Below are 18,078 nucleotides of genomic sequence, written 5' to 3'. Positions count from 1 at the left end.
TGAGTATCGTGAAAAAGGAGTGCCGGAGATGGTGACCGACATCAGGGACCGCAGCGACATCGCCGGGGTCATCACCGACTTCTACTCCCGCGCCTTCGCCGACGAGCTCCTCGGGCACGTCTTCGTCGACGTCGCCAAGCTCGACCTCGACCGGCACCTCCCGATCATGTGCGACTTCTGGGAGACCGTGCTCTTCAAGACCGGCACCTACCGGCGCAACGCCCTCCGGCTCCATCTCGACCTGCACCGGCTCGAGCCGCTGACCGAACGGCACTTCACCCGCTGGCTCGCGCTCTGGATGGCCACGATCGACGACCGGCACGCCGGACCGCACGCCGAGCACGCCAAGCTCCAGGCGGGCCGGATCGCCGGTGCGATGCAGCGCCGGCTGGCCGGCGACCGGCGGGCCGTTCCGAGCCCCGTCCCGGTGGCCGGGCCGACCCGCCGGGCGTACGAAGACGGTCCGCAGGGATAGGAGAGGTCGATGAGCCTGCCGTCAGCGGTCGCCACCGGCGTGGTCTTCGTCTGGCTCGGGATGGTGCTGGCCATCTCGTTCCTCGAAGCGCCACTGAAGTTCCGCGCACCCGGGGTCACCGTGCCCGTCGGGCTCGGCATCGGACGACTCGTCTTCCGGGCGCTCAACGTGATCGAGTCCTTCTTCGCGCTGGCCCTGCTCGCGGCCGTCGCCCTCGGCGCGGCGTCCGGCCCCGTCGCGGCGGTGGCCGGTCTGGCGGTGGCGGTGCTGCTGCTGCAACTCGGCGCAGTGCGGCCCCGGCTGAACAGCCGGACCAGGCGGGTGCTCGCGGGTGAGGACGCACCGCGCTCCGGGAGCCACCAGAGCTACGTGCTGCTGGAGGTGGCGAAGGCGGGCACCCTGCTCACCCTCGGGATCCTCCTGCTCGCCACGCCCTGACACCCGGTGCGGCCCCGCTCAGCCGCCGGTCCACTCGACCGCCCCGTCGGGGCGAAGCCGCGCCCCGGCCGCCACCGCGTGCGGCGCCAGCCGTCCGTCCGGCATCAGGTGGCGTACGGGCACCGCGCGGCTGAGGGCCGTGACGTCGGCGATCAGCCGGCGATGGCAACGCCACCAGACGCTCTCGCTGCACATGACCGCCGTCAGGCCCGACGCGGCCTCGCCGAGGACGAGATCCAACGCTGCCGTGAACGGTGCGGTGCGGGTGTGGGCGGCATAGGCGCGGAACGCCGGGACGGTCCACCACGTGTCGTGCTCCGCTGTGCCGGCCGGCCGATGTCGCCGGCCGCCGAGGCGCTCCTCCCAGCGGTAGCCGATCCCCAGCTCCGGCAGCCACTCCGCCAGGGCGTCCCGGCGTACGTCCGGGTTGGCGCGGCTGCCGGGGAAGCGGCGCACGTCGACGACCAACTCGACACCGGCGTCCGCCAGCAGGCCGCCGAGCGCGGCACGGCGCATCGGCCCGTGGCCGACCGTCAGCAGGATCCGCTCCTCCTCCGCCGCCTCCACGAGCAGATCATCCCGCGTCGCCGCGGGCTGCGCCGGTCAACCGGCGACCCGCCTCGGCGGGCCGACGTGGCGAGGCGGGCGACCTGCCTCGGCGGGGCCGACCGTGGCGAGGCGACGCCGGGCATGATGCAAGACGGCACCCGCGTCTACAGGGGAGGCACGAGGATGGACTACCAGACCGCGTTGGCGTCACTGTTCCTGCCGGAGGGGCGCGTCGACCCGTACCCGGCCTACGACGTGATCCGGGCGCACTCGCCGGTCGTCCAGGCGCCCGACGGCCGCTGGTTCGTCACCACGCACGCGCTCACCAACCGCCTGCTGCGCGAGCCGAGCCTGCGCATCGCCGACGCCGCCGACTACGACGGCTTCTGGCCGGACTGGCGGCAGAACCGGGGAGTCGCCTCGATCGTGCTCTCCATGCTGCAGACCAACCCGCCGGACCACGGCCGGGTTCGCCGGGCCGCCGCGGCCACCTTCACGGCCCGCCGTGTCGCCGAGATGCGCGACGTCATCGCCGGCCAGGCCGAGAATCTGATCAAGGCGATGCCGTCCGGCACGGACTTCATGAGCGCGTTCGCGTTCCCGCTGCCGATCGGCGTGATCTGCGCGCTGCTTGGCGTGCCCGAGGCGGACCGGTCGTGGTTCCGGCAGCGGACCGCGGACCTGACCGTGGTGCTGGAGCCGATCAGCACCGAGGAGGAGATGCGGCTCGCCGACGTGGCCGGCCGGGAGCTGGAGGCCTACTTCGTCGACCTGATCGAGGAGCGCCGCCGCGCCCCGCAGGAGGACCTGACCACCGCGCTCGTCGCGGCGCACGACGACACCGACGGCGTCGGGCTGACCGGCGAGGAGTTGCTCGCCAATCTGGTGCTGCTCCTGGTGGCCGGCTTCGAGACCACCACGAACCTGCTCGGCACCGGCATCAAGCTCCTGCTGGAGCATCCCGAGCAGGCGGACCGGTTGCGCGGCGACCCCCACCTCGCGCCGGCATTCGTCGAGGAGATCCTGCGGTACGACTCCCCGGTGCAGCTCACCGGACGGCTCACGACCGTCCCACTGGAGCTCGGCGACGGGCTGCGGCTCCCCGCCGGGGCGGACGTCACCATGCTGCTCGGCGCGGCCAACCGGGATCCGGCCCGCTACCCGGACCCGCACCGCTTCGACCCGGACCGGCCCAACATCCAGCCGGTCTCGTTCGGTGGTGGCGCCCACTACTGCCTCGGTGCGCCGCTCGCCCGGTTGGAGGCCCAGGTCGCGTTCCCGCTGCTGCTGGCGATGCTGCCCCGGCTGAGCCTGGCCGGTCCGGCCGAGCGCCGCGACCGCCTGGTGCTGCGCGGCTACGCCACGCTGCCGGTCAGCACCGGCTGACCGGGACGGGCGCCGCGACGGGCCGTCGACCGACATTCGGCCGAGAGCGGTCAGCTCCCGCCGAGGTGGTCGCAGTGCGCGATCGTCGCGTCGTCCGCCGCCACGCCGTGGCGGGCCTCGGCCTGCCGGACCCGTCGGATGATCTCGGCGGGTCCAGCGGATGCCAGGACGGTGAGCACCTCCGGCCACTCGGCGAGCCCGAACCGGTCCACGATGCGGCTGGCGCCGTTGCTGAGCAGGACGGCGCCGGCCAGCTCGGCGGCCGGGCAGCTGCCCGTGACCGCCTCGTCGGCCGCCTTCGGGTCGTCCTTGGCCACCCAGAATCCGCCCGGTCGGTTCCGGTTGGCGCGCAGTTCCCGCAGGAGCCGGTGGCGCTCGTCGCCGTCCTCGGCGGTGGCCTCGATCGCGCTCTGGTACGAGCGGCTGATGAGCACCTCGCGAGGGTCGGTGACGACGAGTGGCGCGCCGTCCGTCCGGTCGAGCACGAGGACCGCGTCACCGAGCACCAGGTGCTCGACGAGGCCGCCCGAGACGCGCAGGACGGCGACGGCGGCCGACGGGCTGATGGGGTCGGCGACGTCGCAGGTGTCCCGGTGCGCGTCCGTGACCTGCGCGATCGCCGCGGCGAGCAGCTCGGGGAGGCCGCGGTCGCGCACGAGGGACAGGAGGCCGAGGAGGTTGCCGCCCAGCCGGTCGGCGTACCAGGCCACGCCGTGCCGGCAGGTCGCCTCCGCGCCCGGGATGCCGGCCCCGTCGACCAGCACCGCGGCGGCCGGTATCGCGCCGGTGAAGTCCTCGTTCAGCCGGCCGCTCCGCGCGGCGGCGGTCGCCATCGTCACCCGCATGCGCTTCAATCACCCATCCGCGGATCGAGGCGTGGACCGGACGAGCGCCGGTGCGCTCGCGCCCCACGTCGTTTCCGACAACTTGACACGTGTGCCGGGCGGCGGCCAAGGATGGGTCATGACGTCCGCTCTCACGACGCCGCCGACCATCTCCGCCGGCACGCTCTGCGGCGGCGCGCAACCCGTGCTCCCCGCCGCCGGTGGACTGCTGCTGCGGCCCTGGGAGGCGATCGACACGGCGGTCTTCCTCGCCGCCTACCGTGATCCCGAGATCCAGCGGTGGCACACCCGCCGACCGGTCACCGAGGAGCAGGTCCGTGACTGGTTCGACACGTACCGCCTTGACTGGGCGCAGGAGCGGGGCGCGCACTGGGCGGTGACCCGGGGCGGTGGGGAGGTGCTGGGCCGGATCGCGGTGCGCGGATTCGATCTCGACGACGGTGTCGCCGGGTGCGCGTACTGGGTGCTCCCGGCCGCCCGCGGCGCGGGCGTCGCCCCGCGCGCGCTCGCCGCGGTGAGCGAGTGGGCCCTCGGCGAGGCCGGCTTCCACCGCCTGGAGCTGGATCACTCCACCCGCAACCAGGCCTCCTGCCGGGTGGCCGTCAAGGCCGGTTTCCGGCTGGAGGGCACGAAGCGCAGCGATGCCGTGCACGCCGACGGCCGGCACGACATGCACCTGCACGCCCGGATCCGAGGCGACGAGGCGCCGCGCGCGCCCCTCGGGTGATCACTCCGTGAGTGGCGCGTCGAGATGGGCGCGGAGCGCCTCGGCGATCTCGCCCGCCGCGCGGAGCTGGTCCGGCGTGAGGGCGTCGACGAAGATCTCGCGGATGGCACGGAGGTGCGGATAGGTCGACCGTTGGAAGGCCTCGGCCCCGGCCGTGGTGAGGTGGACCTCCGCGCCGCGCGGATCGGTCGCGCACTCCTGGCGGCGGATGAGACCCCGCCGCTCCATCCGCCCGAGGTGGTGGGAGAGCCGGCTGCGTTCCCAGCCGATGTGCGTCGCGAGTTCGGAGGAGCGCAGCTGCCGCTCCTGCGCCTCACTGAGGGCGAGCAGCACGGCGTAGTCGCCCGGCGAGAGCGAGGACTCGCTCTGCAGGCGGGACGCGATTCGGGACCGGAGCACGTCCGTCGTCTCGATGAAGTCGCGCCAAATCCGTAGCTCCTCGGCGGTCGGCAGCTGCCGCCCCTTCCGCCGCTCGGGTGTGGCCTTCGTCATTCGCATCTCCCGATTGACATGTCAATCAACAGGCTAACATGATTGACGTGTCAATCGCCGAGGGAGACCCGCGGAGCGGGGTACCCAGCTCGGCGCGGGCGTGAGGAGGGCACGGTGACAGCGGAAGGCTTCGAACTGGGGCTCGACTCGTTCGGGGAGGTGGCGACCGACGGTGGCCGGCCCCTGAGCGACGCGGAGACTCTGCGGCTGCTCGTCGAGGAGGCGCGGCTCGCGGAGTCGGTCGGGCTCGACGTGTTCAGCGTGGGTGAGCACTACCGCGAGGGGCACAACGACTCGGCGACGCCCGTGCTGCTCGCGGCGATCGCGACGGCGACCGAGCGGATCCGGCTCGGCACCTCGGTCACGGTGCTCAGCACCAACGACCCGGTACGGCTCTACCACGAGTTCTCGACGCTCGACGCCGTCTCGAACGGTCGCGCCCAGCTCGTCCTCGGACGCGCCTCGGCGACCGAATCGTTCCCGCTGTTCGGTTACGACCTGGCGGACTACGAGCGGCTCTTCGAGGAGAAGCTCGACCTCTTCGTCCGACTCCAGCGGGAGGAGGCCGTCACCTGGTCGGGGACGGTGCGTACCCCGCTGGTGGCCCAGCGGCTGCACCCCCGGATGCCCCCGGGGGGCATCCCGACCTGGATCGGCGTCGGCGGGAGCCCGAATTCGGTGATCCGCGCCGCCCGCTACGGACTGCCGCTCATGCTCGCGATCATCGGCGGGCGCCCGCAGCGCTTCGCCGGCCACGTCGACCTCTACCAGCGGGCGCTCGAACAGTTCGGCCACCCCGGGCAGCCGATCGGGCAGCACTCGCTCGGCCTGGTCGCGGAGACCGACGAGGAGGCCGTGGAGACCTGGTGGCGGTACTGGCAGCCGGTCGTGGCGGCGCTCGCCGAGGAGCGCGGCTTCTACCGGCCGGACCGCACGCGCTACGAGGCCGAGATCGACCACGGCGCGCTCTTCGTCGGGTCACCCGAGACCGTCGCGCGGAAGATCGCTGTGATGGCCCGTGACCTGCGGCTGAGCCGCTTCGACCTCAAGTACGACATCATGCACCTGCCCCGCGAGGCCCGTGCCCGCTCGATCGAACTGTTCGGCCGTGAGGTCGCCCCGCGGGTGCGGGAGCTACTGGCGAAGGAGCCCGCTCATGTCTGATCTCCTGTTCGGCCTCGACACCTTCGGCGACGTGCCGCAGGACGACGCCGGCAAGCCCGTCTCCCACGCCACCGCGATCCGGCAGGTGGTCGAGGAGGCGGTGCTCGCCGACGAACTCGGCGTCGACGTGATCGCCCTCGGCGAGCACCACCGGCCGGAGTACTCGGTATCGACGCCGGAGACCGTGCTGGCGGGGATCGCCACCCGCACCTCACGTATCCGGCTCGCCTCCGGCGTGACCGTACTGAGCTCGGACGACCCGGTCCGGGTGTTCCAGCGCTTCGCCACGGTGGACGCGCTGTCGAACGGCCGGGCCGAGGTCATCCTCGGGCGCGGCTCGTTCACCGAGTCCTTCCCGCTCTTCGGCTACGACCTGCGCGACTACGACGTGCTCTTCGAGGAGAAGATCGAGCTGTTCGCGAAGCTGCTGGACGAGAAGCCGGTCAGCTGGAGCGGTACGGTGCGTGCCCCGCTGGAGAACGCCGACGTCTTCCCGAAGACGGACTCGGGACGACTCGACACGTGGGTGGGCGTCGGCGGCTCGCCGCAGTCGGTCGTGCGTACCGCCCACTACGGGTTCCCGCTGATGCTCGCCATCATCGGCGGCTCTCCGGAACGCTTCGCGCCCTACCTCGACCTGTACCGGCGGGCGGCCGAGCAGTTCGGCACGACCGCGTACCCGGTCGGGATGCACTCGCCGGGCTTCGTCGCCGACACCGACGAGGAGGCCAAGGAGGTCTTCTGGCCGCACTACCGGGTCATGCGGGACCGGATCGGCAAGCTGCGCGGCTGGCCGCCCATCCGCCGTGCGGAGTTCGACGCCGAGGTGGCGAACGGCTCCCTCTACATCGGCTCGCCGGAGACCGTCGCCCGCCGCATGGCCGGCGCGATCCGCAGCCTCGGGGTCGGCCGGTTCGACCTCATCTACACCGCCGGCGCGCAGCCGGTGAGCGCGCGCCTGCGCGCGGTGGAGCTCTACGGCACGCGGGTGATCCCGATGGTCCGTGACATGCTGGCCGGCTGACGCCCCTGCCGTACCCGGAGGAAGACATGAACGACAGCCCGAGCAGCGGGCCGGAGACCCTGGGCATCCTCGGGGCCGGCAAGGTGGGCACCGTGCTCGCCCGGCTCGCCGTCGCCGCCGGCTACCGGGTGCTCGTCGCCGGCTCCGGCGACCCGGCGAAGATCGCGCTCACCGTCGAGGTGCTCACGCCCGGCGCGGTCGCCACCACTGCGGCCGACGCCGTGGCGGGCACCGACATCGTGATCCTCGCTCTCCCGTTGGGCAAGTACCGCAACATCCCCGCCGAGGCGTTGCGCGGCAAGCTCGTCGTCGACGCCATGAACTACTGGTGGGAGGTGGACGGCATCCGCGACGACCTCACCGATCCGAGCACCTCGTCGAGTGAGACGGTGCAGGCGTTCCTGCCCGACTCGCACGTCGTCAAGGCGTTCAACCACATGGGGTACCACGATCTCGAGGACGAGGCGCGGCCGCACGGCGCGCCCGGTCGCAAGGCCATCGCGATCGCCGGTGACGACCCCGCCGGCCTCGCTGCCGTCGCCGCCCTCGTGGACCGGCTCGGCTTCGACCCGGTCGTCGCCGGCCCGCTCGCCGAGGGCGTACGGCTCGAACCGGGCAGCGAGCTCTTCGGCGCCGACGTGAGCGCCGACGAGGTGCGGGCCATGCTCGACCGTTTTCCGGAGTCGGAGCGCGGGCGGATCGTCGCCGCGGCCCGAACCGGGACACCGGAGGGGCCGGCCTAGCCTCCGACCCGCCCCGTCACCCGCGCGGCGGGTCCCTCATTTCGGCCGGAGCCGATGAGGGACCCGCCGACCGAGTTACCTGGTCGACGACCGGAGCAGCCGGTCAGAGGCCCAGGGCGTTCCTGCCCCCCACGACCGGAAGCGTCAGGGTGCTGCCGTTCAGGTACACGGTGATCTGGCTGCCGATGGCGGCCGTGTCCCGCGCCGGCCGGTTCGACGACGGGTTCGCGTCGTAGTTGCCGGTGATGACGAGTCCGATCCGGTGCCCGGCCGGGATCACGTGCTCGGAGGGAAGGGTCGTCCACCTCACGTTGTACTGCTTGTCGGGCGTCAGGGGGCGGCTCCGCCGGAGGTCCGGCGAGTTCTTCACGTCGATGTGGCCCCACGCCAGGACGCGCTCCGGAGTGATCGCGACGTCCGTCTCCATCGGCTCGGCGCACCCGGTCCGGCTGGCCAGGTCCTCAGGCTCGCAGGACTCCTGGACCACCTCCAGCGGGTCCTTGCCCTCCACAGTGACGGTGGGTCCCGCGCCGTAGTCGACGAGCATGGCCGACAGCAGCGCGGTCTCGGCCGTCGTCGACATCCTTACCGCCAGCTCTGGCGTGCCGGAGAGCCGCACGTCGGACGCGAGCGGAGGGGTCACGTAGGCGAGCCTCCCCGGCTTGGCCTGCTCGGCGTCCCCGATCTTGACCGCCTGCGACTCGCGCTGGTCGACGAAGCTCTGCGTGGGGTTGCCGCCCGGCTTGCGCGGCGAGAGCGTGCCCGCCGCGTCGGCCGTGGCCGGGCCGAAGCGCAGGTCGACCTCCTTGGTGGCGGCGTCCGGCCAGGTCGAGTGGGTCTCCCAGGTGCCGTCGGGGCGCTGGATGTCCGCCATCGGCTCGTCCATGATCCCGTTCTCGATGTCGTGGAGCCAGTAGTCCATCCAGCGGTGCATGACCGCCTGCCACTCCGCCGGGCGGAAACTGGTCGGGTTCACGTGCGCGCCCCGGTGGAGCCAGATCTTGCGGGGCATGTTGCGCTTCTCGATCTCGCGCCACAGGTCGGCGAAGTGCATGGTCTTCACGTTGAAGTCGGTGAGACCGTGCACCATGAAGACGGAGGTGCCCGCCTTCTTGATGTTCTTCGCGTCCGGCAGGTAGTTCCGCTCCTGCCAGAACCGGGTGAAGTCGGAGGCGCTGGCCTCCTCGGCGTCGCCGATCCCGGTGATGACCGACTCGCAGGCCGGCGCCGACGCGGAGCCGGGGAGCGTCCGGCCGACGGAGACGTAGTCGGCGAGGTACTCGGTGTACCGGAAGTCGACGTTCTCGCTCCAGGTCGACCAGGCGACACCCTGGTCGTTCACGTACCGGTACCAGCTGGAGATCGCGGCGATGGGCACCACGGTCCGCAGGCCGGGCACACCCTGGGTGGCGACCGCGTTGGGCAGGGTGCCGACGTACGAGACGCCCTGCATGCCGACGTTGCCGGTGCTCCAGTCGGCGACCGCCACGCTTCCGTCGTGGTGGAAGCCCGGGGCGCGGCCGTTGAGCCAGTCCACGACGGCCTTGGCGCTGATCGTGTCCTCGGGCCCACCGGTGGTGGGGCAGCCGAAGGACCGCGACGTGCCCTGCATCTCCACCTGGACGACGGCGTACCCCCGCGGCACGAAGTACTCGTCCCACCAGCCGGGGAAGCCGCGGGTCTGATCCGGCAGCGGATCGCCCGTCTCCCGGCCGTAGTACGGGCTGGCCTCCATGATCGTCGGCACCCGCAGGCCCGCCTCGGTCTCCGCCGGCCGGACCACGTCGACCTCGATCAGGTCCCGGCGCCCGTCGGCGTCGCTGTCCATCGGCGCCTCGACGTAGACGACCTCCTGGATCGCCTCCTCGTACGAGAAGACCGGTTGGGTCACCCCGTTCTCGATCACGATCCCGGGTGTCGCCACCTGGGCGCTCGCCACCGCGGGTGCGCTCACGACCGCCATCCCGACGATCGCTCCCACGGCTATCAGTCGCCGTGCAACTCCCATGCCCCTACCTCCGTCAGCTCCAGAGACATCTGGCAGATGCATGTTCATCGATATTGATCAGTCGAGTCAATGACCATCCGTAGTGGATGGGCTCTGCTGCGTTACGACATATGTCGTGCCGTCCCGGCCGTCGACCCCATGCTGGGAGCGATGCATCTACCCCGTGCGGGGGACAGCAACTAGCCTGCGCAGATGCGACACATCCTCGCACCAGGCGACGACACGCTGCACGGACACTTCTCTCCCGACTTCCCGCCGGCGCTCACCATCGACGCCGGCGACACCGTCACCTACCGCACCCTGGACTGCTGGTGGTCGGCGGGGCCGTACCCGGGCGGCCGGAACCGGGACCGCCCCCGGGCCCCGCAGTACCAGCCCGACCACGGGCACGCGCTGATCGGCCCGGTCGCGGTCCGTGGCGCCCGGGCCGGCCAGACCCTCGAGGTACGCATCGACGCGGTGGTCCCGGCCACCTGGGGAACCACGGTGGCCGGTGGTTGGCCGGGCGGCTTCAACAAGCAGTACGGCGTCGAGGAGCACGCGGTGGTGCATGCCTGGGAGCTGGACCCGGTGGCGATGGTCGGCCGTAACCAGCACGGACACACGGTGACGCTGCGCCCCTTCATGGGGGTGCTCGGCATGCCGCCGGCCGAGCCGGGGCTGCACTCGACGGTCCCGCCCCGCCGCTGCGGCGGCAACCTGGACTGCAAGGAGCTGACCGCCGGCACCACCCTGTTGCTGCCGATCCCGGTCGACGGCGGGCTCTTCTCGGTCGGTGACGGGCACGCCGCGCAGGGGGACGGGGAGATCGGCGGTACGGCCATCGAGTGCCCGATGGAGGAGGTGACGCTGACCTTCGGCGTCCGCGACGACTTTCCGATCACCACCCCGGTGGCCCGCACCGCGGACTCCTGGCTGACTCTCGGCGTCGGCGCGACCCTCGACGACGCCACGTTCATGGCGCTGGACTCGATGCTGACCCTCCTGCAGCGGCAGTACGAGATCAGCCGCGCCGACGCGGTGGCGCTGGCCAGCGTCGCGGTCGACGTGCGGGTGACGCAGATCGTCAACCAGACCGTCGGCGCGCACGCGGTGCTCCGCGACGGCGCGCTGCGCCAGCTCCCCGCGCAGCGCGCCGTGCGGTGACGGTGCGATCGGCTCAGGGCCGTCGTCGCGGCCGACCAGGGCCGGGGTCGCCGGTCACGGCCGCAGGTCCCCGGCGGATCGGGCGGCGGCGACGAGGATGGCCTTGCGCTGCGGCTCGGTGTGCCGCCCGGCCCTGAGCCACTCGCCCGACACCTGCGCCACCCGCTGGACGAAGTGCCCGTGGGTGCGGAACGGCGCCGCGTCCCAGACCCGGTCGAGGAACGTCTCACCCTCGTCGTCGCGGAGCGCGTCGTTGGGTACGCCGGTGGCCTGCGAGCCGAACACCACCTCCGGCTCCACCCGCTTCACGTAGGGGTGGAAGGCGTTGAACTGGCCCGGTACCGGGTCGGCCTCGTAGTAGGGCGCCAGGGTGTAGCCGTGCGTCGTGAAGTGCATCGGGACGGTGGTGGGCGCGATCGCGGCCGCCAGGTCCCCGTCCAGCTTGAGGTCGGCGTAGAAGGAGAACTCCCGGTAGCTGGGGGTGCCGTCGCGGACCACCATCAGGGTCGGGCCGTAGAGGATGGACTGGACCGACTTGTCGTTGAGCGCCTTCTCCACCCGGAAGCGCAACGGCATCGCGATGTCGATGGTGTCCCCGCGCGACCAGCGGCGATCCACTGTGACGTAGCTGCCGGGGGCGGCGTCGAGTCGCTGGCGGACGCCGTTGACCCGGACCGTGTACCCCTTGACGGCCCACGACGGCACCCGGAGCTTGACCTTGAGACGGCCGCTGCCCCGGTCGAACCGCAGCCGGCTCGCGCCCTCGGTCGGATACCTCGTCTCCTGGGTGATGACGAAGCCGCGGCCCGGCCAGGTCAACGTCGAGGCGATGAAGAGGTTGACGTAGAGCGTCGACTCGTCGGCGGACCGGAAGAAGATCGACTCCTGGTACTTGGTGTGGCTCTCCAGGCCCGTGCCGTTGCAGCAGCTGCCGTTGCCGCCGTACCGGCTGTACTCGACGAAGCTGCCGATCTGCCGTGACCGGCCCGGCCACATGTTCTGGTGGTAGGTCACCTCGGTGGCGGTGACGCTGTCGACGTCCCGGCGTGAGCTGAGGATCTGGTTGTGCAGCGCCTTCTCGTAGTAGTCCATGTACGCCGGGTCCGGCTCGTGGAAGAACAGGTTCCGGGTCAGCCGGAGCATGTTGTAGGCGCAGCACGTCTCGGCGTGCCGGGGGTCGGAGTTCGAGGTGAAGCCGGAGGTGATCACCCCACGTACGCCGAAGTGCTCGCTGCGGCCCGCGCCGCCGTTGCTGAAGGTGCGGTGCGGGACGACCATCGCCCAGAAGTTCGTGGCCGCGGTGCGGTACTCGTCGGCGCCGGTCTGCTCGAAGATCCGCAGGTAGCCGATGTTCGGCGCCATGTACTGGTTGGCGTGCCGTCCGTCCAGGATGTCGCGATTCTCGATCGTGGCGTCGAAGAGCGTGGTGAAGGTGAACGCCGTGGCGGTCCGGAGGTATCGGGCCTTCGCGTCGGCGTCCGGGGCGAGCGCGGACAGCTCGGCCATGACCTCGTTCATGGAGCCGGCCTCGCCCGCGCTGTAGATGTTCCACATCTGGTCCAGCTCGGCCTGGTTGTACCGGCTGAGTCGCTGGTGCGCCCAGTCGCCCATCCGGAAGACGATCTCCAGCGCCTCCTCGTTGCCGGTGAGGTGGTAGGCGTTGAGCAGCCCTCTCATGATCTTGTGGCAGGTGTACCAGGGCGCCCAGACCGCGTTCGCGCCGCTGTTCGGCCGGAGCGTCGGCGGTTCGAGGCGGCTGAACTGGCCCTCCGGAAACGCGGCGAGGTAGCCGGGGTAGCTCGTCCCGACGATGGTGGCGTCGCGACCGTTGCCCGAGTGGTCGGCGGCGGTCTCGCCCTCCTCCTCGAAGCGATACCAGGCCACCAGGTCGGTCGGTATCGGCGGCGCCGTCGCCGGGTCCGCGGTGGCGAGCGCCTGCACCTCGGCGGCGGTCAGCGCCCGGCGGTGGATCCGGAAGTCGTCCACGCTCGCGTTGAGGTACGGGTCGTTGAGGTTCGACGACCGCCCGATCCAGTTGTTGACTGTGGGGCCCAGGTCGGCCGGGGTCAACGTGATCGCGTTCTCGCCGACCTGGACGCCGTTGACGTAGAGCCGGCCGACGGCGTCGGCGGCGGAGACGGCCACCGCCACGTGCGCCCACTCGCCCACCGGGATCGAGTTGCTCGTACCGTCGACGCGCTGCTCGTTGCCGCTCCCGCCGATGGTGATGGCGAACCGGGGCCCCATGTTCGCCGAGACCCAGGGCGACAGCGACAGGTAGCTGTTCGTGCCCGCACCGAAGTGGAAGATCCGGGCGTTGGTCTGGCCGGCGGCGAGCCGCACCCAGACCGCGAATGTCACGTCGCCGACGCCGTCGAGCAACCCCCCGGGCAGCGACACGTACTGGTTCGGGTGGGGGTCGCTGAGCCGTACCGCCTTGCCGGACCGGCCCGCGATCCGGCCCACCGCCCGGGCGTCCAGCGCGCGCTGGCACTTTCCCAACTCCTCGACCAGGTAGTCGAGCTTCTCCAGGAAGATCTCCTCACCCGTCGCCGCGTAGGACTGGGACAGCATCGTCAGGTAGTGCCCGGTGAAGTGCCCGCGCAGCAGGTGGTTCGGGGTGTCCCAGCCGCCCGGCCAGGTGCCGGGCGCCGGCAGCCCGGCGTTGGCCCGGAACAGGTGCAGCATCCGGTCGGGACCGTCCAGGACGCCGCCGGTGCCGGGGTAGTTCCGGGCGTAGTTGAGCATCCGGTCGCGCTTCTGCCGGAAGACGCCGTCGTGCAGGGCGACCCGGTCGAGGGCGAACGGCTCGACCGGGGGGTTGCCGGCGCCACCGGCACCACCGGTGCCACCGGCGTGGGCGGTCGCCGCCGAGGCGGAGGTCGAGGTGATGGCCAGCGTGGTGGGCGCGGCGGCTGCCAGCGCGCCCACCTGGAGCAGGCGTCGTCGGGAGAACTGCTTGGTCACGTCTCACTCTCCTTCGTCCGGCCGGGCCGGCTCCCTCGACGAGAGCTCCGGTGCCGGTCGCGGTGGTCCGCTCTTGTGAACGTGCCCATGGGCCCGGCCTCTCGGGTGCGAGCAGCGGTAAGCGGGGCACCTGGCGATAGGCACTGTTATCGTTAACATCATCGATATCAAGAGTCGGGCAGATTGTCCACCGTCGATGACGGACCGGATCACCGTGCGCTGCCGGGCCGGCGGCCACCGTCGGACGGGGGCCTCCCGCAGCATCCGCCGACTCAGCGAGCGTCTCCGGCCTGCGCACGTCCCACCCGTGGGGCTCGCTCGCGGAGGCCGCCGAGGTCAAGGTGTCGGTACCCGTCGCGCCGGGACCGCGTCGGTACCCGTCCGGTGCGGCCGGGGGAACTCAGCGCGGCCCGTGCAGCAGGACCGGCACCTCGACGTGACCGTTGGAGATGAAGGACGTCAGTGGAGTCAGCTCGGCCGGGTGCACGGCGAGCGTGGCGTCCGGAAAGCGGGTGAAGAACGCGGGCAGCGCGACGGTGGCCTCCAGGCGGGCCAGTGGGGCGCCGAGACAGAAGTGGACCCCGTGCCCGAACGCGAGGTGCTCCTTGCTCCGCCGGGTCACGTCGAACCGGTCGGCGCTCGCTCCGTGCGTTTCCGGGGCCCGGCCGGCGGCCGCGTACGCGGGAAGGATCGCCTCCCCGGCGCGGATGGTGACGTCACCGACCACGAGGTCGGTCACCGCGAAGCGCAGCGGCACGTTCGCCACCGGTGCCTGCCAGCGCAGCGCCTCCTCGATCACCGCGTCCCAACCGACCTGGCCACTGCGGACCAGTGTGAGCTGATCGCGGTGGGTGAGCAGGGCCACCAGCGCGTGGTCGATGAGGTTGACGGTGGTCTCGTGTCCCGCCGAGATCATCAGGAGCAGCGTGTCGACCACCTCCTGCTCACTCAGGCCGGAGCCGTCGCCGTCCCGCTGGGCGATCAGGCTGCTCGTCAGGTCGTCGCCGGGAGTGTGTCGCTTGCGGGCCACGAGCTCGGTCATGATCTGGTACATCTCGACCGCGTTGGCCCCCGCCTCCTCCGGCGTGGCGCTGGTGTCGAAGATGACGTCCACCACCCGCCGCAGGCCGGGGCGGAGCTCGTCCGGGATGCCCATGAGCTGGCAGATCACCTCGACCGGCAGCGGACTGGCCAGGCGGGCACGAACGTCCGCCGGCTCGCCGGGCGGCGCGCCGGCCAGGTCGTCGAGGAGGCCGGCGCAGATCCGCTCGACCCACGGCCGCAGGTCGTGCACGCGGCGCGCGGTGAACGACCGGGAGACCAGCGATCGCAGCCGCCGGTGCTCGTCGCCGTACGCGGTGAACATGTTCTGCACCGACACCCAGGTGCTCAACACCCACTCGGGACCGACGTCGCCGGCGATCCATCGGGGCCAGTGCCGCCGGGGGTCCTTGGAGACGCGGGGGTCGGTGAGCAGCGCCTTCAACGTGTCCGGTCGACCGATCGCCCACGCCGTCACTCCGCCCGGCAGTTCGACGAGGGTCGCCGGCCCGTGCTCGCGGACGAGGGCGGCCTCGGCGTGGATGTCCCGACCGGTCGGATCGAGAACGTACGGCTGTGGCTGACCCGACATCTCGCCTCCTCGCCGGCCCGCCCGCGGCGCGACGAGCCAACCGATCGAAACCTATCAGTAACCCCCCGGTCGCAGCCAGTGGCTCAGCGGATCCTGGAGCGCCCGTACGCGAGGGTGAGGAGGAAGGCCACGGAGATGGCGGCGGCGGCCACCACGAGGGGCGGCGCCGTCAGCAACCCGGGCGTGATGGCGGCGAGTACGACCAGTGCCAGGGGGCCGCGCCACGGATGTCTCGCCCCGTACATCACGATGCCGAAGAAGGTCCGCCCGACCGTGTGCAGGGCGACCCCGCCCACGATGAGCACCCAGGCGGCGTTCACCTGCCCGAGCGGACTACGGATGTAGATCTCCGCGCTGGCCGCCACCACGACCGTCCCCGCGATCATGATCCCGTGGCAGTACCCGGCGGCGACCGCGACCTTCGGTGCGGTCGAGTTGACCACGTCTCCGAGGTCGCGATCGGGGGGCAGGAAGTAGCTCCAGAGCATCAGCGCCGCGCTGGTGAAGGCGAGGGCGAAGGCCAGCGTCCGGAAGTCGTCGAAGCCCGCGCTGCTGTAGGCCTGGCCGCTGAGCAGGACCACCGCGCCCAGGGCGATGATGTAGACCTGACGGTACCGCTCGGCGATGTGCTCGCCGATCACCCTCAGGTGCGACTGGGGCGCGCTCAGCCCCGGCACCGGCCAACCGAACCACGCGCTCACGCCGTCGACGACGATCGCCGCCGCCCAGAGGAAGAGCCGATCCGAGGCCGGGAGGAAGGCGCCCACCAGCCACAGGACGGCCGAGATGCCGAACCAGACGAGCACCCGCGCCGAGCGGGCCTGCAGCGGGGACCCCCGCAACGCCGGGACGAGTACGAGCCCCCGGACGAGGTGGGTCCCGGCGTACGCACCGGCGAAGAGCAGGCCGTGTTCGCCGAAGGCGCTCGGCACCGCGGCCGCCATCAGGAGTCCGGCGAGCATGACGACGACGATGAGCCGTTGCAGTCGAGGATCGTCCGGGTTGAACCAGTCCGTCGACCACGCGGTCGCGACCCAGACCCAGTAGACCCCGGCCAGCAGGACCATCGACTCCGCGATGTTGCCCAGAGTGATGTCGGCCAGCATGCGCTGCGACACCTGGGTGAGGGCGAAGATCATGGCGAGGTCGAAGAAGAGCTCGTAGGCGGAGAGCCGCCGCGGGTTCTCGCGCTTCTGCAGGAGTTGGGCCAGCGGAGTCTCCGCCCGGGGCGGGTCGGCGCCGATCCGCCCGTAGGTGAAGACGACGCCGAGCAGCACCGCGGTGACGGTGCCGGCCACGGCGAGCGGCGGCAGTCGCAGCATGGCCGGCGAGATGGCCGCGATGATCAGCATCCCGGTCGGGGCCCGCCAGGGGCGCCGCTGGAACACGAGCCGGGCGTACAGGGCGCGACCGCCGAGGAAGAGGAAGGGTCCGGCCAGGATGGCGGCCGACCACTGTGCCCGAGCCTCGCCGAGGGGCTCGGAGATCAGGATCTCGGCACCCATCGCCGTGACCACGATGCCGACGATCATGACCAGGTGGGTGTACGAGGCGCGGACGGCCACCGTCGAGGGGCGCCGGTCGAGGGCGTCCTGGAGGGAGAGGCCGCGGGGCAGGAAGAAGGCCCGCGCGATCAGCCCGGCGATCGCGAACGCGAGGACGAAGGCGCCGATCCGGACACCGTCGAGCCCGGCCCGGCTGAGGGAGACGCCGCTGGTCAGGAGCACTTCCCCGACCGCGATGATGAAGACCTGCCGGTGCCGCTCCGCGATGTGGTCGCCGCGTACTCGCAGGTGCTCCTCGCCCAGCGGCGCCAGACGGGGCACCCGCCAGCCGACCCCGACGCCCACGTAGTCCAGGATCATGGCCACCGACCAGAGCACCAGCTGTGGTGCGGTCGGCAGGAACGCCCCGGTGATCCACAGGACGGCGGTCGAGCCGAACCAGATCGCGGCGCGCGTCGACCGCGCCCCGACCGGGTGGCCGTGCAGCGCCGCCACGATCGACAGATGTCGTACGAGGTGCGCCGCGACGTTCGCGGCGGCGAAGACGATGCTGTGTTCGCCGAAGGCCTCGGGTACGGAGGCGGCGGCCACCAGGCCGGCGAACATCATCCCGATGACGATTCCCTGCGTGAAACGCTGGTTCGGGTCCAGCCAGTCGGTGGTACGGGCGGCCCCCACCCAGATCCACCAGACCGCCGCCAGCAGGAGCAGGGTCTGAAGCGAGTTCTCCCAGTCGAAATCGCTCAGCAGACGTCGCGACAACTGCATGAGCGCGAAGATGATGGCGAGGTCGAAGAAGAGTTCGACGAAGGTGATGTCCCGGGGCTGGCGGGGAGTCCGGATGAGGCTTTCCCATCTGGTCCGCGCCACAGCTCGCCCGCCTCGCCGATCGTGCAACCAGCTATTCGTACCACGCCGGGAGAACCGGCCAGGCGGTAATGGGCGCAGCCAGAAGCGGCGGACGGCAATCGAAGAT

Annotated in this window: 15 protein-coding genes; 8 read left to right on the top strand and 7 right to left on the bottom strand. The window is 71.6% G+C overall.

Going from position 1 to position 18,078, the window contains the following annotated elements; translation table 11 throughout:
* Positions 1-28 precede the first annotated feature (28 nt).
* On the top strand, positions 29-475 hold the full coding sequence (locus E1211_RS04245; protein ID WP_207915227.1) for a group III truncated hemoglobin: 447 nt from the start codon (positions 29-31) through the stop codon (positions 473-475).
* Between the two features lie 9 nt (positions 476-484).
* Positions 485-913: a hypothetical protein gene (locus E1211_RS04240; RefSeq protein ID WP_132345572.1), complete on the top strand. Its 429-nt coding sequence runs from the start codon at positions 485-487 to the stop codon at positions 911-913.
* An 18-nt stretch (positions 914-931) separates the two neighbouring features.
* On the opposite strand, the gene E1211_RS04235 is transcribed toward E1211_RS04240, so the two are convergent.
* The gene (locus E1211_RS04235) at positions 932-1,480 is read right to left on the bottom strand and encodes a DUF488 family protein (protein ID WP_243709335.1); all 549 of its coding nucleotides are present in this window, start codon (positions 1,478-1,480) and stop codon (positions 932-934) included.
* Positions 1,481-1,645: 165 nt separating this feature from the next.
* Between E1211_RS04235 and E1211_RS04230 the strand changes: the two genes are divergently transcribed.
* A complete protein-coding gene (locus E1211_RS04230) occupies positions 1,646-2,848 on the top strand; it encodes a cytochrome P450 (RefSeq protein WP_132345570.1) in 1,203 nt (400 codons plus the stop codon).
* 50 nt (positions 2,849-2,898) lie between these two features.
* On the opposite strand, the gene E1211_RS04225 is transcribed toward E1211_RS04230, so the two are convergent.
* Complete coding sequence (locus tag E1211_RS04225) at positions 2,899-3,693, bottom strand: hypothetical protein (RefSeq protein WP_243709334.1); 795 nt, start codon at positions 3,691-3,693, stop codon at positions 2,899-2,901.
* A gap of 118 nt (positions 3,694-3,811) precedes the next feature.
* Between E1211_RS04225 and E1211_RS04220 the strand changes: the two genes are divergently transcribed.
* The gene (locus tag E1211_RS04220; RefSeq protein WP_132345567.1) at positions 3,812-4,420 is read left to right on the top strand and encodes a GNAT family N-acetyltransferase; all 609 of its coding nucleotides are present in this window, start codon (positions 3,812-3,814) and stop codon (positions 4,418-4,420) included.
* Here E1211_RS04220 and E1211_RS04215 read toward each other — a convergent pair whose 3' ends face one another.
* On the bottom strand, positions 4,421-4,912 hold the full coding sequence (locus tag E1211_RS04215) for a MarR family winged helix-turn-helix transcriptional regulator (RefSeq protein ID WP_132345565.1): 492 nt from the start codon (positions 4,910-4,912) through the stop codon (positions 4,421-4,423). It abuts the gene before it with no gap.
* Between the two features lie 114 nt (positions 4,913-5,026).
* On the opposite strand from E1211_RS04215, the gene E1211_RS04210 reads away from it, so the two are divergent.
* The 3 genes from E1211_RS04210 to E1211_RS04200 are packed head-to-tail and all read left to right on the top strand — an operon-like array spanning position 5,027 to position 7,843.
* Positions 5,027-6,076 carry an LLM class flavin-dependent oxidoreductase gene (locus E1211_RS04210; RefSeq protein WP_132345563.1) on the top strand — a complete coding sequence of 350 codons (1,050 nt, stop codon included), beginning with the start codon at positions 5,027-5,029 and terminating at the stop codon, positions 6,074-6,076.
* A complete protein-coding gene (locus tag E1211_RS04205) occupies positions 6,069-7,100 on the top strand; it encodes an LLM class flavin-dependent oxidoreductase (protein WP_132345561.1) in 1,032 nt (343 codons plus the stop codon). The genes E1211_RS04210 and E1211_RS04205 overlap by 8 nt, the downstream gene beginning before the upstream one ends.
* A gap of 26 nt (positions 7,101-7,126) precedes the next feature.
* On the top strand, positions 7,127-7,843 hold the full coding sequence (locus tag E1211_RS04200) for an NADPH-dependent F420 reductase (RefSeq protein WP_132345559.1): 717 nt from the start codon (positions 7,127-7,129) through the stop codon (positions 7,841-7,843).
* 103 nt (positions 7,844-7,946) lie between these two features.
* On the opposite strand, the gene E1211_RS04195 is transcribed toward E1211_RS04200, so the two are convergent.
* A complete protein-coding gene (locus E1211_RS04195; protein WP_165947163.1) occupies positions 7,947-9,797 on the bottom strand; it encodes a CocE/NonD family hydrolase in 1,851 nt (616 codons plus the stop codon).
* 246 nt (positions 9,798-10,043) lie between these two features.
* Here E1211_RS04195 and E1211_RS04190 point away from each other — a divergent pair, with 246 nt between their 5' ends.
* Entirely contained in the window at positions 10,044-10,997 is a 954-nt protein-coding gene (locus E1211_RS04190; protein ID WP_132345555.1) for an acetamidase/formamidase family protein, read from the top strand.
* 54 nt (positions 10,998-11,051) lie between these two features.
* On the opposite strand, the gene E1211_RS04185 is transcribed toward E1211_RS04190, so the two are convergent.
* From E1211_RS04185 to E1211_RS04175, 3 genes are all read right to left on the bottom strand, one after another.
* Complete coding sequence (locus tag E1211_RS04185) at positions 11,052-13,964, bottom strand: beta-L-arabinofuranosidase domain-containing protein (protein ID WP_132345553.1); 2,913 nt, start codon at positions 13,962-13,964, stop codon at positions 11,052-11,054.
* A 400-nt stretch (positions 13,965-14,364) separates the two neighbouring features.
* Positions 14,365-15,597 carry a cytochrome P450 gene (locus tag E1211_RS04180; RefSeq protein ID WP_132345551.1) on the bottom strand — a complete coding sequence of 411 codons (1,233 nt, stop codon included), beginning with the start codon at positions 15,595-15,597 and terminating at the stop codon, positions 14,365-14,367.
* An 83-nt stretch (positions 15,598-15,680) separates the two neighbouring features.
* Complete coding sequence (locus E1211_RS04175; protein ID WP_165947162.1) at positions 15,681-17,972, bottom strand: low temperature requirement protein A; 2,292 nt, start codon at positions 17,970-17,972, stop codon at positions 15,681-15,683.
* Positions 17,973-18,078: the final 106 nt, after the last annotated feature.

The sequence above is a fragment of the Micromonospora sp. 15K316 genome (assembly GCF_004348525.1).
Lineage (GTDB): Bacteria > Actinomycetota > Actinomycetes > Mycobacteriales > Micromonosporaceae > Micromonospora.
The sequence above is the reverse complement of the archived record's forward strand: the minus strand, read 5'-3'. Positions and strand labels throughout refer to the sequence as shown.

Excerpts from the sequence above, each read along its gene's own strand:
- E1211_RS04215 (WP_132345565.1), bottom strand. The coding sequence starts at position 4,912 with ATGACGAAGGCCACACCCGAGCGGCGGAAGGGGCGGCAGCTGCCGACC.
- E1211_RS04200 (WP_132345559.1), top strand. The coding sequence starts at position 7,127 with ATGAACGACAGCCCGAGCAGCGGGCCGGAGACCCTGGGCATCCTCGGG.
- E1211_RS04245 (WP_207915227.1), top strand. The coding sequence starts at position 29 with ATGGTGACCGACATCAGGGACCGCAGCGACATCGCCGGGGTCATCACC.
- E1211_RS04180 (WP_132345551.1), bottom strand. The coding sequence starts at position 15,597 with ATGTCGGGTCAGCCACAGCCGTACGTTCTCGATCCGACCGGTCGGGAC.
- E1211_RS04240 (WP_132345572.1), top strand. The coding sequence starts at position 485 with ATGAGCCTGCCGTCAGCGGTCGCCACCGGCGTGGTCTTCGTCTGGCTC.
- E1211_RS04190 (WP_132345555.1), top strand. The coding sequence starts at position 10,044 with ATGCGACACATCCTCGCACCAGGCGACGACACGCTGCACGGACACTTC.
- E1211_RS04225 (WP_243709334.1), bottom strand. The coding sequence starts at position 3,693 with ATGCGGGTGACGATGGCGACCGCCGCCGCGCGGAGCGGCCGGCTGAAC.
- E1211_RS04205 (WP_132345561.1), top strand. The coding sequence starts at position 6,069 with ATGTCTGATCTCCTGTTCGGCCTCGACACCTTCGGCGACGTGCCGCAG.
- E1211_RS04220 (WP_132345567.1), top strand. The coding sequence starts at position 3,812 with ATGACGTCCGCTCTCACGACGCCGCCGACCATCTCCGCCGGCACGCTC.
- E1211_RS04230 (WP_132345570.1), top strand. The coding sequence starts at position 1,646 with ATGGACTACCAGACCGCGTTGGCGTCACTGTTCCTGCCGGAGGGGCGC.